Here is a 14,070-nt window from a genome sequence, read left to right as displayed (position 1 = left end):
CTTATTCCTCCGCGGCGCTGGCGCGCAGGCGGTTGATTCGGGATTCGCTCCACTGCTTGAGCAGCAGGATGAACAACGCAAGGATCAGCAGCAGGCTGGCGACGGCAAAGGCGGCCACGTGGTTGTACTCGTTGTAGAGGATTTCCACGTGCAGCGGCAGGGTGTTGGTGACCCCGCGAATGTGCCCGGACACCACCGACACCGCGCCGAATTCGCCCATGGCCCGGGCGGTACAGAGCACCACGCCGTAGATCAGGCCCCATTTGATATTGGGCACGGTGACGTGCCAGAACATCTGCCAGCCATTGGCCCCCAGCAACCTGGCGGCTTCCTCTTCCTGGGTGCCCTGCTCCTGCATCAGCGGGATCAGTTCCCGGGCGACGAAGGGCACGGTGACGAAGATGGTGGCCAGGACGATGCCGGGCAAGGCGAAGACGATCTGGATGTCGTGATCCGAAAGCCACGGGCCGAACAGGCCCTGGGCGCCGAACATCAGCACATAGACCAGGCCGGCGATCACCGGCGACACCGAGAACGGCAGGTCGATCAGGGTCACCAGGATGCTCTTGCCACGGAACGAGTACTTGCTCACGCACCAGGCGGCGCTGACCCCGAACACCAGGTTCAGGGGCACCGAGATCAGCACCGCGATCACCGTGAGTTTGAGCGCCGACAGGGCATCGGGCTCGAAGATCGCTTCAAAGAACGCACCGATGCCCAGCTTCAGGCCCTGGGACACCACGATGAACAACGGCAGCAGCAAAAACAGGGCAAAGATCAGCCAGCCGAGGCCAATCAGCACCCGCCGCGAGGTGGCGCTGCCACGGCGGGCGGCGTTGGCCGACGAGGCGGCGATAGACGATTGAGACATGAGTCGCGCCTCCTTATGGACGTTCGATGCGCCGCTGCAGCAGGTTGATCAGCAGCAACAGGATGAAGGAAACCACCAGCATCAGCACGCCGATGGAGGTGGCGCCGGTGTAATCGTACTGGTCGAGCTTGACCATGATCAGCAGGGGCAGGATTTCGGTCTTCATCGGCATGTTGCCGGCGATGAAAATCACCGAGCCGTACTCGCCAACGCCCCGGGCGAAGGCCAGGGCAAAGCCGGTGAGCCAGGCCGGCAGCAAGGCCGGCACCAGGATATGGCGGAACACCTGCCAGGGTTTGGCGCCCAGGCAGGCGGCGGCCTCTTCCACTTCACGGGGAATATCCGCCAGCACCGGCTGCACCGTGCGCACCACGAATGGCAGGGTGACGAAGGTCAGCGCCAGGGTGATGCCCAGGGGCGTGTAGGCAATCTTGAAGCCCAGGTCGGTGGCGAACTGTCCCACCAGGCCGGTGGGCGCGTAGAGCGCGGTCAGGGCAATGCCGGCCACGGCAGTGGGCAAGGCAAACGGCAGGTCGATCATGGCATCGATGACCTTGCGCCCGGGGAAGCTGTAGCGCACCAGGACCCAGGCCAGCAGGGTGCCGATGACGCCGTTGATCATGGCCGCATACAGCGCGGTACCGAAGCTCAGCTTGAGCGCGGCGAGCACCCTTGGCGCCGAAATAATCGCCCAGAACTGTTCCCAGGTGAGTTGCGCGGCATGCACGAACATCGCCGCCAGGGGGATGAGCACAATCAGGCTGAGGTACACCAAGGTGTAGCCCAGCGTCAGCCCGAAGCCGGGTATGACGGGGGAGATACGACGCGACATAAAAGTCCTTGGTTAACGGAACGGATACGCAAAGCCCGCAACTGAATGCGGGCTCTACCTGTTAGGAGCCGGCTTGCCGGCGAAGGGGCCTGCAGCCTGGTGTGGCCCTTGAGGGCGCCTTCGCTGGCAAGCCAGCTCCTACAACAGGTTTACTGGGCCGTGTAGATCTGGTCGAACACACCACCGTCGTTGAAGAATTTCGGTTGGGCAGTCTTCCAGCCGCCGAAGTCCTTGTCGATAGTCACCAGGTCCAGTTTGGGGAACTGCTGGGCATATTTGGCGGCGACATCCTTGTCCCGCGGGCGGTAGAAGTTCTTCGCGGCAATTTCCTGGCCGGCCGGGCTGTACAGGTGCTTGAGGTACGCCTCGGCGATCTCGGTGTTGCCTTTCTTCTCGGCGTTCTTGTCCACCACCGCCACGGGTGGCTCGGCGAGGATCGACAGCGAAGGCACGACGATGTCGAACTTGTCGGCGCCGCCGTCTTCCTTGAGGGCCAGGAAGGCCTCGTTTTCCCAGGCCAGCAACACGTCGCCCTGACCGTTGTTGACGAAGGTGATGGTCGAGCCGCGAGCGCCGGTGTCCAGCACAGGCACGTGCTTGAACAGCTCTTTGACGTATTCCTGAGCCTTGGCTTCGCTGCCGCCGGTTTTCAGGCCATAGGCCCAGGCGGCAAGGAAGTTCCAGCGCGCACCACCGGAAGTTTTCGGGTTCGGGGTGATCACCGAGACGTCTTTCTTGATCAGGTCGCCCCAGTCCTTGATGCCTTTGGGGTTGCCCTTGCGCACCAGGAACACGATGGTCGAGGTGTAGGGGGTGCTGGCGTCGGGCAGGCGTTTCTGCCAGTCCGCCGGCAGGGTCTTGCCGAGCTTGGCGATTTCGTCGATGTCACCGGCCAGGGCCAGGGTCACCACGTCGGCGCGCAGGCCGTCGATCACCGCCCGGCCCTGCTTGCCGGAACCACCGTGGGACTGCTGGATCTTCACGTTGTCGCCGGGATGCGATTGCTTCCAGAAGCTTGTGAACTCGGCGTTGTAGTCCTGGTACAGCTCGCGGGTCGGGTCGTAGGACACGTTGAGCAGCTCGTAATCCTTGGCAACGGCGGAACCGGCAAAAACGGCGCTGGCGAGGGCGGCCAGGGCATAACGGCGAATCGACGACATGATGGAGCTCCCGAAATTTTTTAAAGTGCTGGCATTTTTCTTATGGCGAATCAGGCCCGCATTCGTGGGCGAATGCTGGGGTTCAGACTGGGGGTCATGGATGACGCCCTCCGGTTGTCCAGTCGGGCCTCTCGATCACGAGAGGGTGATGCGGTCTTCGACTGCGCTGCAGTCAGCTGGGTTTGTTGCCGGGCTGTTGCAGGCGGAATTTTTCCTTGCGTTCGATCTGCACGACCTGGGCGTTGTGCACGGTGATTTCCACCGCGCCAAAGCGCAGGTCGCGCAGAGCGCTTTGAATTTCCCGCAAGATGGTTGCTTCGTCCTGGCCGTCAACGCTACGTAGAGATGCGCTCATGGTGCTGCTCCTGAGTGAAAGGTGCCTGGCAGTGGCGGCACTGCTTGCGGCGTAGGAGCAATAGTAGATAGGCGCGGATATTCTTAAAAATACTGTTTAAGAATGTTTATATAACCAGAAAAATTATTCGACCTGACAGCAGCTTAGCCCCCTGTAGCCGCTGCCGAGCCTGCGAGGCTGCGACAAGGCCATCAGGCCTTCAGCGGTCTACAACATTTGCGCCCGCGTTGCGGTCGTTCGCAGCTTCGCAGGCTCAGCAGCGGCTACAGGAGTATCAGCGGATGGCGGGGGCATTGCTCCAGTCAAGCTGCTCCGCCGGCACCGGCCGGCCGAACCAGTAGCCCTGGCCCAGGTCACAGTCGTGTTCGAGCAGGAACCGCGCCTGCTCCGCTTGCTCGATACCCTCGGCGTGAACCTGCATGCCCATGCTCTGGGCCAGGGCGATGATCACCCGAGAGATCGCCGCATCGTCTTCATCGAACGGCAGGCCGGCGACAAAACCCTGGTCGATCTTGAGCTTCTGTACCGGCAGGCGCTTGAGGCGCAGCAAGGACGAGTAGCCGGTACCGAAGTCATCGATGGCCAGGCGAATGCCCAGTTCACGCAGACGGTGCATCTGCTCCAGCGCCACCTCGGGATCGTCCATGACCGCGCTTTCGGTGACTTCCAGTTCCAGGTAGGCCGGGTCCAGGCCGGTGTCGTGCAGCACCTGGGCCACCTGCTGATAGAGCTCGCTGCGCGCGAACAGACGGGTCGATACGTTCACCGCGACAAACGACAGCACCACACCTTCAGCCTGCCATTGGCACATCTGCCGGCAGGCCTGCTGCATGACCCAGGCGTCGATCTCGGCAATCATCCCGGTGCGTTCGGCAATCGGAATGAACTCCGCCGGGGACACCAGGCCGCGTTGCGGATGCTCCCAGCGCACCAGGGCCTCGACGCCGATCAGGCGACTGTTCTTGAGATCGTGCACCGGCTGGTAGTAGACCCGCAGCTCCTGCTGCTCCAGGGCCCGGCGCAGTTCGAAGGCAATCTCCACCCGTTGCTGGGCATGGGCGGTGAGTTCCTCGGTGTACAGGGCATAGCCGTTGCGCCCGGCGCTCTTGGCCTTGAACAGCGCCGCATCGGCGTTGCGCAGCAGCTGACTGGCGCTCAGGGCGTCACTGGGGAACAGACTGATGCCGATGCTGGCGTTGATCACCACCTGCTGCTCACCCAGCTGGAAGGGCTCCTTGAGGCCGTCGATGATGCGCTGCGCCAGGGCGGCGGCCTGCACCAGTTGCGGGCAGCTTTCGGCCAGCACTGCGAACTCGTCGCCTCCCAGACGCGCCAGGGTCATGCCCGGGCCGAACATGCCCCCCAGGCGCTCGCCCACGGCCTTGAGCAACTGGTCGCCGACGTTGTGACCGAGGCTGTCGTTGATCATCTTGAAATGATCCAGGTCGATCATCAGCATGGCGCAGCCGCGCTTGTGGATCTGCGCCGAGGCCAGGGCCTGTTCGGCACGATCGGTGAACAGCAGGCGGTTGGGCAGGTCGGTCAAGGGGTCGTGGTGGGCCAGGTGGGCCAGTTCGTGCTCGGAATCCTTGATTGCACTGATGTCGGAGAACACCGCGACATAGTGGGTGAGCTCGCCCTGCTCATCGCGGATCGCGCGGATGCTCTGCCATTGCGGGTAGATCTCGCCGCTCTTGCGTCGATTCCAGATTTCGCCGCTCCATTCGCCGGTTTTCTGCAGCGAGTCGAACATCGCCTTGTAGAAGTCCGGCGAATGGTGGCCGGACTTGAACAGGCTCGGCTGGCGACCCAGCACCTCTTCGCGCTGGTAGCCGGTGATCTCGATGAAGGCGCGATTGACGTGGACGATCTGGCCCTGGGTATCGCTGACCAGCACGCCCTCGCGGGTGCAGTCGAACACTGCCGCCGCCTGGCGCAGGCGCTCGCGATCCTTCTGCTGATGGCGCAACCAGCGGTCGGCGCCCATGACTCGCAACAGGCGGGCCCGGGCAAAGAAGATCAGCACCGCGCTGACCAGTGCCCAGGCGTAGCCACTGACCTCGTGCCAGTAGGCCTGATCGGCAAATTCATCGAAGAAACTGCTCAGTAAATAACCACTGAACTGCAACCAGATCAGGGACAGCAGTAGATAGAGCAGCGCGGCACGCAAGCCATTGCGATAAGAAACCGACATAAGTCCGTCTATTTCCACACGAAAAGTTCGGGATTATAGAGGAAGAAACATGCCGCCACTCTTATCTGAAAGGGCGACTGGTTTTCTCAGCGGGCTTAGTGATAATGCCTGGGCTGTTTTTTTCTTTATCGAGGGCCTTATCGCCTATGTGGTACGAAGGTTTACTTGGCTTGTCCGCCTGGCAACTGGTGGCAGTCACTCTGTTGATGACCCACGTGACCATCGTTGCGGTCACGATCTATCTGCATCGCTATTCCGCGCACCGTTCCCTGGAACTCAACGCCGGCCTGAAACACTTCTTCCGCTTCTGGCTGTGGCTGACCACGGCGCAGAACACCCGCGAGTGGACCGCCATCCACCGCAAGCACCACGCCAAGTGCGAGACCGTCGACGACCCCCACAGCCCGGTGATCAAGGGCCTGTCCACGGTGCTGCGCAAGGGCGCCGAGCTTTATCGCGAAGAGGCCAAGAACCCGGAAACCCTGCGCATCTACGGCAAGAACTGCCCGGAAGACTGGATCGAGCGCAACCTCTACAGCCGCTACAAGCTGGGCGGTATCGCGCTGATGGCGGTCATCGACCTGCTGCTGTTCGGCACCATCGGCATCACCATCTGGGCGATCCAGATGATGTGGATTCCATTCTGGGCCGCCGGCGTGATCAACGGCCTGGGCCACGCCGTCGGCTACCGCAACTTCGAATGCCGCGACGCCGCCACCAACCTGGTGCCCTGGGGCATCATCGTCGGCGGCGAAGAACTGCATAACAACCATCACACCTACCCCAACTCGGCCAAGCTCTCGGTGAAGAAGTGGGAGTTCGACATGGGCTGGGCCTGGATCAAGGTCTTCAGCTTCCTGCGCCTGGCCAAGGTCCAGCGCGTAGCGCCCATCGCCCACCGGGTCGAAGGCAAGGGCCACCTGGACATGGACACGGCCATGGCCATCCTCAACAACCGGTTCCAGATCATGGCCCAGTACCGCAAGCTGGTGATCGGCCCGCTGGTGAAGCAGGAGCTGGCCAAGGTCGATCACTCGGTGCGCCACCAGTTCCACCGCGCCAAGCGCCTGCTGTCCCGGGAAACCAGCCTGCTGGAAGACCGCCACCACCTGCGTATCCAGACCATGCTGGAACACAGCCAGGCGTTGAAGGTGATCTACGAAAAGCGCCTGGCCCTGCAGCAGATCTGGGTCAAGACCAGCGCCAACGGCCACGACATGCTGGCGGCGATCAAGGACTGGGTGCACGAGGCCGAGGCCAGCGGTATCCAGTCCCTGCGGGACTTCGCCAATCAGCTGAAAACCTACTCCCTGCGTCCTACCGCAGCCTGAGCCAAAGCCCCTCGCCACAAGCCGGCGAGGGGCGACTGCGACCGTCCGGCGGGCGCGCCAGGTATCGCCGCAACGGCTGGGAACTTAGCGTCCGATCCCCTATCTCACTGAACACTTCGCCACCCAGGCGGGCTTGGTTGTGGCTGCTGTCGAACTTGGCGCGGCACGCCCTTTGAGATCTGTGCCGATGGTCAATAAGAATTCACACACTCCATCTTCGCTTCCCCAGTGGCCCGAAGCCGCGCAAACCCTGATGGCCCTGATGCATGCACAGGGCGAAGTCGCCCGCCTGACCGAGCGCGAGCAGCTGTTCAGCGCCCTGCTGGTCAGCGTCAATGCAGTGCTCTGGGCCTTCGATTGGGACAACCGCCAGGTGCTGTACGTCAGCCCGGCCTATGAACGGATCTTCGGTCGCCCGGCAGGCCTGCTGCTGGCGGACTTCAACCAGTGGCGCGACAGCATCTACCCCGACGACCTGGAATACGCCGAGCGCAGCCTGGCCCAGGTCCTGGACAGGGGCGCGGTGGAAGATCGCGAGTACCGCATCATCGATGCCCAGGGGCAGGTGCGCTGGCTTAGCGACAAATGCTTCATCAACCGCAACACCGAACCCGGGCAACGGCTGATCGTGGTGGGCATTGCCGAAGACATCACCGAAAAGAAGCAGCTGGAAGCCGAGCTGCAACGCCTGGCCACCACCGACGTGCTGACCCAAAGCAGCAACCGCCGACACTTCTTCGAATGTGCCCATCGCGAGTTCGAACAGGCACGCCGGCAAGGTTTACCCCTGGTCTTTCTGTTGCTGGACATCGATGACTTCAAGGTGATCAACGACACCTACGGCCATCCCGAAGGCGACATCGTTCTGCAGCGCATTGCCGAGAGCGGACGGGCTGCACTGCGTCGGGGAGACCTGTTCGGGCGCATCGGCGGTGAAGAGTTCGCGGCGGTGTTTCCCGGCTGCAGCGCGGACATGGCCCATCAGGTCGCCGAACGCCTGCAGCGCGAGATTCAGCGGCAGACCTTCAGTTGCCAGGGCCAGACCTTCAACATCACCATCAGCCAGGGCCTGAGCAGCCGGCGCCGCGAAGATGAAAGCCTCGACAGCCTGTTCGCCCGGGCCGATGCGGCGATGTACCAAGCCAAGCGCCAGGGCAAGAACCGCATCGTCAGCGGATAACCACGCGCGCCCCATCCGTGGGAGCTGGCTTGCCAGCGAACAGGCCCTAAAGGCCCACGGCGCGGTGGCGAATGTCTTCGCCGGCGAGCCGGCGGCTAAAGAGGATCAGCCCTTGCGCAGGCGGGAAAGCTCCGGCAAGCCGACTTTCAGCAGGCGCGCCGTCTTGCTGCGGGCCACCTCCTCCACCCCTTCATGTTCGGTCAGCCGCGCCAGTTGCGCCGCCAGGTTCATCACCAGGGCTTCGCGGGAATAGACCCCTCCGCCCAACTGGTAGATCGAGGCGATCAGTTCACGCAGCTCCAGGGGCATGCGCCAGCGAGTACGCAGCGCCGAACCGTAGGCGGCACCGAAACGCTCCAGGGCATCACCGATTTCTTCCTGCTCATCCAGTTCGCCACCGGCCTGCTTCCACTCTTGCAGACAACGCAGCAATGCCAGGTCGCCCAACCGGTGCAACAGGCCCGCGCAATAGCAACGCTCCTGATCCAGGTCCAGCAGGCGGGCCAGGGTCCGACCATATTCCGCCGTGTGCAACGACAGCTCCCAGTAGCGCTCGGCATAGTCAGCCAGGGCCGGGTCGCTCAGGCGCGCGCTGCGCTTGAGGGCCAGGCCCAGAATCAGGTTCATGCTCTGCCCGGTACCCAGCCGGTGCAGGGCCTGGGACAGGGTCTGTACGCCTTCACCGTTGTGTTGCGCGGCACTGTTGGCGGCGCAGATCAGCACGGCAGTGATCTGGGGATCGGTGCGGATCTCCTCCTCCAGCAGCTTGAGGTCCAGCCCGTCGGGGTTGAGGCTGCGCTTGACCGCCAATTGCACATCGGTCAGCAGCGGTGCGCCATCGGCGATCTCGCGACGGCGTTCAAGAAAGGTCCACAGGGTCATGCCCGGGGCCAGGGTCGGCACCTCGCAGGCAACCTCCTGGCCAGCATCCAGCAGCAGCCCCTGCAGGCGCTGGGTCAGGCTTTCCATGTTCAACGGTTTGGTCAGGTAGGCCGTGGGTGCCAGAGGCAAGGCCTCGCGCACGCTGGCACTGTCGCTGCGCACGCTGAGCAGAATGAAAGGCTGCAACGGGTTGCGCTTGCGCTGGCGCACGGAGCGCAGCAAGGCGAGACCGTCAATGCCCGGCAACTCCCAGTCGGCAATGATCAGGTCATAAGGTTTGGCGCTCAACAGTTCCAGGGCTTCCTGACCGTCGGCACACAGATCCAGACGCGCGTCACAGCGCACGTTGAGCAGCACTTGCTTGAGCAAATCGCGGGACCAGGGATCGGCCTCGGCAATCAGCACACGAGGTACAGCGGGTAAATCAACAGCGGTCATGCAGCACGCTCCCTAGGCAATCCTTTGCACCTTAGTCAATGCACGGGCTTCCATACAGCGCAAATCCCCTATGGACCGCCTGGGGATGAAAAAAACCCGCCGAAGCGGGTTTTTTTGTCGATCAGGTCACAGCAGCAACCACTCAGAGTTCAGCGAAGCACTCTTCGATGATGGCCAGGCCTTTATCCAGTTGCTCGTCCGGCGAGGTCAGCGGAACCAGAACCCGCAACACGTTGCCGTAGGTGCCGCAGGACAGCAGGATCAGCCCCTTGTCGCGAGCCTTGGCCACGACCTGAGCCACAGCAGCGGCGTTCGGCTTGTGGCTGTCGCCGTTTTCGAACAGTTCCACCGCGATCATCGCGCCCAGGGCGCGCACTTCGCCGATCACCGGGTACTTGGCCTGGATGGCCTTGAGGCCGGTCACCAGACGCTCGCCCACCGCCTTGCAGCGATCGAGCAGGTGCTCTTCTTCGAACACTTCCATCACCGCCAGAGCGGCGGCACAGGCGATCGGGCTACCGGCGTAGGTGCCGCCCAGGCCGCCTGGAGCGATGGCGTCCATGTATTCGGCCTTGCCGCAGACACCGGCCAGCGGGAAGCCGCCAGCGATGGATTTGGCGAAGGTGGTCAGGTCGGCGGCAACGCCCATCTGTTCCATGGCGAAGAAGGTGCCGGTACGGCCAGCGCCGGTCTGCACTTCGTCGGCGATCAGCAGGATGCCGTGCTGGTCGCACAGGGCGCGCAGGCGCTTCATGAACTCTTTAGGCGCGACGTAGAAACCGCCTTCGCCCTGCACCGGTTCGATGATGATGGCGGCGATATCACGTGGCTCGGCGTCGTTCTTGAAGATGCGCTCGATGCTGGCGATGGAGTCGTCGATGCTCACCCCGTGCAGTTCGTTGGGGTACAGCGCGCGGAAGATACCGCCTGGCATCAGGCCCATGCCGGCCGAGTAAGGCACGACTTTACCGGTCAGGCCCAGGGTCATCATGGTGCGGCCATGGTAGGCGCCGGTGAAGGCGATCACGCCGGCGCGGCCAGTGGCGGCACGGGCGATCTTCACGGCGTTTTCCACGGCTTCGGAACCGGTGGTCACCAACAGGGTTTTCTTGGCGAAGTCACCTGGAACCTTGGCGTTGATTTTCTCGCACAGTTCCACGTAAGGCTCGTAGGCCAGGACCTGGAAGCACGTGTGGGTCAGCTTGTTCAACTGCTCGGTCACCGCGGCGATGATTTTCGGGTGCACGTGACCGGTGTTCAGTACCGCGATACCGCCGGCGAAGTCGATGAACTCGCGGCCTTCAACGTCGGTGACGGTGGCGTTCTTCGCGCTGTCGGCGAAGATCGGGTGAATCTGGCCAACACCGCGTGGTACAGCGGCTTCACGGCGTTTCATCAAGGATGCGTTGGTCTTGCTCATAGTGTCCTCATTCACCGCTGCTACAGCGGTGTGATTCAAGGGTTGCGGGGCGGGGAAGCGCCTGCGACAGCATGCGATGATCGACTGCCGGAGCGGTCCCGGGCCACCTTGAAAACGTGCGTTTTTAAAGCGGCGCCAGGGGACAGCGCTCTCGTGCCCCCGGCGCTTGAAACCGGATCAGATACCCAGGCAGAGGTATTTGATTTCCAGGTAATCCTCGATTCCGTACTTGGAGCCTTCACGGCCCAGGCCCGAAGCCTTGATGCCGCCGAACGGCGCCACTTCGTTGGAGATCAGGCCGGTGTTGACCCCGACCATGCCGTATTCCAGGGCCTCGGCGACACGGAACACACGCCCCAGGTCGCGGGCATAGAAGTACGACGCCAGGCCGAACTCGGTGTCGTTGGACATGGCGATGACTTCAGCTTCGTCTTTGAAGCGGAACAGCGGCGCCAGCGGGCCAAAGGTTTCTTCCTTGGCCACGGCCGCGTCTTTCGGCACGTTGACCAGGATGGTCGGCTCGAAGAAGTTGCCTTCCATGGACTTGCCACCGGCCAGCAGGGTCGCGCCTTTTTTCAGGGCGTCGGCGATGTGTTCCTGGACCTTGGCCACGGCCTTTTCGTCGATCAGCGGGCCAGTGGTGGTGCCTTCTTCCAGACCGTTGCCGATCTTCAGCTTGGCCACCGCGACTTTCAGCTTCTCGGCGAAGGCGTCGTAGACCGAATCCTGGATGTACAGGCGGTTGGCGCAGACGCAGGTCTGGCCGTTGTTGCGGTATTTGGAGATGATCGCGCCTTCGACGGCCTTATCCAGGTCGGCGTCGTCGAACACGATGAACGGCGCGTTGCCGCCCAGTTCCAGGGACACTTTCTTGATGTCCTTGGCGCATTCGGCCATCAGCTGGCGACCGATTTCGGTGGAGCCGGTGAACGACAGCTTGCGCACGATCGGGTTGCTGGTCAGCTCGCCGCCGATGTCGCCGGCACTGCCGGTGACCACGCTGAGCACGCCTTTCGGAATCCCGGCGCGGTGCGCCAGTTCCACCAGGGCCAGGGCCGAGAACGGGGTTTGCGAAGCGGGCTTGATGACCATGGTGCAACCGGCGGCCAGGGCCGGGCCGGCTTTACGGGTGATCATCGCGGCCGGGAAGTTCCACGGGGTGATGGCGGCGGTCACGCCGATCGGCTGCTTGATCACGATCAGGCGCTTGTCAGGCTGGTGGCCCGGGATCACGTCACCGTAGATGCGCTTGGCTTCTTCGGCGAACCATTCGATGAAGGAGGCGGCGTAAGCGATTTCGCCCTTGGCTTCGGCCAGCGGCTTGCCCTGCTCCAGGGTCATCAGGCGACCCAGGTCGTCCTGGTTCTCGATCAGCAGTTCATACCAGCGGCGCAGCTTGGTGGCGCGCTCCTTGGCGGTCAGGGCACGCCAGGCTGGCAGCGCCTTGTCGGCGGCTTCGATGGCGCGGCGGGTTTCGGCGGCGCCCATCTTGGGTACGGTGCCGAGGATTTCACCGGTCGCGGGGTTGTTGACCTTGATCGTCTGGCCGTTGTCCGCGTCGACCCAAGCTCCATCGATGAAGGCTTGTTGGCGGAACAACTGGGCGTCTTTGAGCTGCATGTCGGCTTCCTTAACAGCACCGCGCATACGCGGGGCGAATTGTGATTGTAAAAAAGGCGCCCTGTCAGGCATGGACCGCGCTGGCGCGTCTGCAAGCCCTGGACAAAGCTGCCGTCAGGAAAATCGTTCACTGGGTAAAAGCACGAAAATGTCGCACACAAGGATAGACGTGCGCTTGGGCACCCAGGCAAGAGCGTTTGAAATCTCAAACGAATCCTAGGGTCAACAGGGGTAAAGGACAATAGGCTGTTCGAAAAAAAGAACGTAAACGTCCTTCAGGTTAAAAATTTCAGATCAACGTCACTCGCAACCGCCGAAAAGACAACGCCCCCGGGGCCTGCAGACCGCGGGGGCGTTGGCGTGACGCCAGGGAAAGGATCAGCTACTGAACGACTTGAGCACCGTCAACAGGCTGGTGAGGTTGTCGGCCACGCCGCCCTGGGCGACTTTCTCGGTGGCTGCCGCTCCGGCGGTGGTGTCGACGCTGTAGATCTGCATCACGCCCTGGTTGGTGGCCGCCTGGGCCAGGGTGTTTTGCTGCTGCTGGGCCGACACCGAGTTCTGGAACAGGATGGCCACGGACTGGCCCATGGACTGGTAGACGGTGCCCATCGCCATGGCCGGTGCTTCGGCAACGACCTTGACGTTGGTCTGGGTCACGGCATCGGTGATTTGCGGACTGACTGTGCTCATAAAAACTCCATTTTTTCAGCAGGAAAGTTCAACGGGAAATCAGGCGCTCAGCCTCTCAGCTCTGGAAGGACTTGAGCACCGTCAGCAGGCTGGTGAGGTTGTCGGAGACCCCGCCCTGGGCAACCTTCTCGGTGGCGGCGGCGCCGGCGGTGGTGTCGACGCTGTAGATCTGCATCACGCCCTGGTTGGTCGCGGCCTGGGCCAGGGTATTTTGCTGCTGCTGCGCCGAGACCGAGTTCTGGAACAGGATCGCGGTGGCCTGGGCCATGGATTGGTAGATGGTGCCCATCGCCATGGCCGGCGCTTCGGCGACGACTTTGACGTTGGTCTGGGTGACGGCATCGGTGATTTGTTCGTTTACAAGTGGCATGGCTCAACTTCCTTTGTTAGTACACGGAGCATTCCGTGTCTTTGAGTGAACGTGGCAGCCGTTTTGCTGTGAACCGTGAGGCTTGGGACCGTCGGCTTATTTCAGGGGGGGCTTATTGCCCGGCAGCAGCGAGCACCTGCTTGAGGGTGTCCTCGACCTTCTGCGACAACTCGGCCATGCGCGCCTCGACGGCGACTTTCACCTCCTGCTGCACCAGGGCGCTGATCATCGCCTTGAGGGCTGGATCGTCGGCAGGGGCCAGGGCGGGAGTGGGTGTGGCGGCCGCGGCCTTGTCCGAACTCGGCGCTGCTGCCGGTTCCGATACGGCAGTCGGCGCAGCAGTAGCGGCAGCGGCCTGGCTCTCGGCCACCGCCTGCAGTTGACGCAGCACCAGTTCGCGCGCCTGGGGATCGGCCCTATCGACGCCGACACCCGACAACTGCTCGATGATCTTGCGCGTGCGCTGCTCATCGGCCTCTATCAGCTCGACGGCCCGCTGCCGCGCCTGATCAACGCTCTGTTGCGCGGACTTGGACATGTCCAGCGGCTTGTCCTGGACAAACGCCTCCAGTACCTGGCGCTCGACCTGGGTCAATGGACGATTCAGATACTTCTCGGCAAAGAGAAGTATCGTCGCCATCGGGGTTTGCTCTTCATTCGCCATTGCATGCTCCTTGTTGATGAATGGCGTTGAAGGGCTGGGCACCGGGTCCGTCGAACTTCA

General features: G+C 62.6%; 13 protein-coding genes. 2 read left to right on the top strand and 11 right to left on the bottom strand.

The features are described 5' to 3' along the window. Position 1: 1 nt before the first annotated feature. The 5 genes from cysW to dibA all read right to left on the bottom strand — a co-directional run bounded on the left by cysW (position 2) and on the right by dibA (position 5,412). On the bottom strand, positions 2 to 871 hold the full coding sequence (gene cysW / locus WIN67_RS00940) for a sulfate ABC transporter permease subunit CysW (RefSeq protein ID WP_016968484.1): 870 nt from the start codon (positions 869 to 871) through the stop codon (positions 2 to 4). Positions 872 to 884: 13 nt separating this feature from the next. Next, positions 885 to 1,703 (bottom strand): sulfate ABC transporter permease subunit CysT, encoded by an 819-nt coding sequence (gene cysT, locus WIN67_RS00935; RefSeq protein ID WP_102862585.1) that lies wholly within the window; start codon positions 1,701 to 1,703, stop codon positions 885 to 887. A gap of 149 nt (positions 1,704 to 1,852) precedes the next feature. Beyond that, positions 1,853 to 2,863: a sulfate ABC transporter substrate-binding protein gene (locus WIN67_RS00930; RefSeq protein WP_110595273.1), complete on the bottom strand. Its 1,011-nt coding sequence runs from the start codon at positions 2,861 to 2,863 to the stop codon at positions 1,853 to 1,855. A 172-nt stretch (positions 2,864 to 3,035) separates the two neighbouring features. Further along, positions 3,036 to 3,218 (bottom strand): sulfur starvation response protein OscA, encoded by a 183-nt coding sequence (gene oscA / locus WIN67_RS00925; RefSeq protein ID WP_022643503.1) that lies wholly within the window; start codon positions 3,216 to 3,218, stop codon positions 3,036 to 3,038. A gap of 274 nt (positions 3,219 to 3,492) precedes the next feature. Continuing rightward, positions 3,493 to 5,412, bottom strand: coding sequence for a phosphodiesterase DibA (gene dibA, locus WIN67_RS00920; protein WP_102862583.1), 1,920 nt, complete (start codon positions 5,410 to 5,412; stop codon positions 3,493 to 3,495). A gap of 146 nt (positions 5,413 to 5,558) precedes the next feature. Between dibA and desA the strand changes: the two genes are divergently transcribed. Together desA and WIN67_RS00910 are read left to right on the top strand one after the other, a co-directional pair. After that, on the top strand, positions 5,559 to 6,743 hold the full coding sequence (desA, locus tag WIN67_RS00915; RefSeq protein WP_102862582.1) for a delta-9 fatty acid desaturase DesA: 1,185 nt from the start codon (positions 5,559 to 5,561) through the stop codon (positions 6,741 to 6,743). A gap of 187 nt (positions 6,744 to 6,930) precedes the next feature. After that, on the top strand, positions 6,931 to 7,923 hold the full coding sequence (locus WIN67_RS00910; protein ID WP_102882698.1) for a GGDEF domain-containing protein: 993 nt from the start codon (positions 6,931 to 6,933) through the stop codon (positions 7,921 to 7,923). 105 nt (positions 7,924 to 8,028) lie between these two features. Here the strand turns inward: WIN67_RS00910 and WIN67_RS00905 are convergent, their stop codons facing one another. The 6 genes from WIN67_RS00905 to WIN67_RS00880 all read right to left on the bottom strand — a co-directional run bounded on the left by WIN67_RS00905 (position 8,029) and on the right by WIN67_RS00880 (position 13,986). Continuing rightward, a complete protein-coding gene (locus WIN67_RS00905; RefSeq protein ID WP_110595271.1) occupies positions 8,029 to 9,243 on the bottom strand; it encodes a response regulator in 1,215 nt (404 codons plus the stop codon). Positions 9,244 to 9,385: 142 nt separating this feature from the next. Beyond that, positions 9,386 to 10,663, bottom strand: coding sequence for a 4-aminobutyrate--2-oxoglutarate transaminase (gabT, locus tag WIN67_RS00900; RefSeq protein WP_102862579.1), 1,278 nt, complete (start codon positions 10,661 to 10,663; stop codon positions 9,386 to 9,388). A gap of 177 nt (positions 10,664 to 10,840) precedes the next feature. Next, entirely contained in the window at positions 10,841 to 12,283 is a 1,443-nt protein-coding gene (gabD, locus tag WIN67_RS00895) for an NADP-dependent succinate-semialdehyde dehydrogenase (protein WP_102882696.1), read from the bottom strand. A gap of 378 nt (positions 12,284 to 12,661) precedes the next feature. Then, positions 12,662 to 12,976, bottom strand: coding sequence for a RebB family R body protein (locus tag WIN67_RS00890; protein WP_102862578.1), 315 nt, complete (start codon positions 12,974 to 12,976; stop codon positions 12,662 to 12,664). A 55-nt stretch (positions 12,977 to 13,031) separates the two neighbouring features. After that, positions 13,032 to 13,346, bottom strand: coding sequence for a RebB family R body protein (locus WIN67_RS00885; RefSeq protein WP_011058563.1), 315 nt, complete (start codon positions 13,344 to 13,346; stop codon positions 13,032 to 13,034). A 112-nt stretch (positions 13,347 to 13,458) separates the two neighbouring features. After that, entirely contained in the window at positions 13,459 to 13,986 is a 528-nt protein-coding gene (locus tag WIN67_RS00880; protein WP_253085835.1) for a hypothetical protein, read from the bottom strand. Positions 13,987 to 14,070 lie beyond the last annotated feature (84 nt).

Origin of the sequence: Pseudomonas idahonensis (assembly GCF_037903935.1) — a bacterium.
Taxonomy (GTDB): domain Bacteria; phylum Pseudomonadota; class Gammaproteobacteria; order Pseudomonadales; family Pseudomonadaceae; genus Aquipseudomonas; species Aquipseudomonas danubii.
This window is presented reverse-complemented; position numbering and strand designations above follow the sequence as displayed.

Excerpts from the sequence above, each read along its gene's own strand:
- desA (WP_102862582.1), top strand. The coding sequence starts at position 5,559 with ATGTGGTACGAAGGTTTACTTGGCTTGTCCGCCTGGCAACTGGTGGCA.
- cysW (WP_016968484.1), bottom strand. The coding sequence starts at position 871 with ATGTCTCAATCGTCTATCGCCGCCTCGTCGGCCAACGCCGCCCGCCGT.
- gabD (WP_102882696.1), bottom strand. The coding sequence starts at position 12,283 with ATGCAGCTCAAAGACGCCCAGTTGTTCCGCCAACAAGCCTTCATCGAT.
- gabT (WP_102862579.1), bottom strand. The coding sequence starts at position 10,663 with ATGAGCAAGACCAACGCATCCTTGATGAAACGCCGTGAAGCCGCTGTA.
- cysT (WP_102862585.1), bottom strand. The coding sequence starts at position 1,703 with ATGTCGCGTCGTATCTCCCCCGTCATACCCGGCTTCGGGCTGACGCTG.
- WIN67_RS00905 (WP_110595271.1), bottom strand. The coding sequence starts at position 9,243 with ATGACCGCTGTTGATTTACCCGCTGTACCTCGTGTGCTGATTGCCGAG.
- WIN67_RS00930 (WP_110595273.1), bottom strand. The coding sequence starts at position 2,863 with ATGTCGTCGATTCGCCGTTATGCCCTGGCCGCCCTCGCCAGCGCCGTT.
- WIN67_RS00880 (WP_253085835.1), bottom strand. The coding sequence starts at position 13,986 with ATGGCGACGATACTTCTCTTTGCCGAGAAGTATCTGAATCGTCCATTG.
- WIN67_RS00890 (WP_102862578.1), bottom strand. The coding sequence starts at position 12,976 with ATGAGCACAGTCAGTCCGCAAATCACCGATGCCGTGACCCAGACCAAC.
- WIN67_RS00910 (WP_102882698.1), top strand. The coding sequence starts at position 6,931 with ATGGTCAATAAGAATTCACACACTCCATCTTCGCTTCCCCAGTGGCCC.
- dibA (WP_102862583.1), bottom strand. The coding sequence starts at position 5,412 with ATGTCGGTTTCTTATCGCAATGGCTTGCGTGCCGCGCTGCTCTATCTA.
- WIN67_RS00885 (WP_011058563.1), bottom strand. The coding sequence starts at position 13,346 with ATGCCACTTGTAAACGAACAAATCACCGATGCCGTCACCCAGACCAAC.
- oscA (WP_022643503.1), bottom strand. The coding sequence starts at position 3,218 with ATGAGCGCATCTCTACGTAGCGTTGACGGCCAGGACGAAGCAACCATC.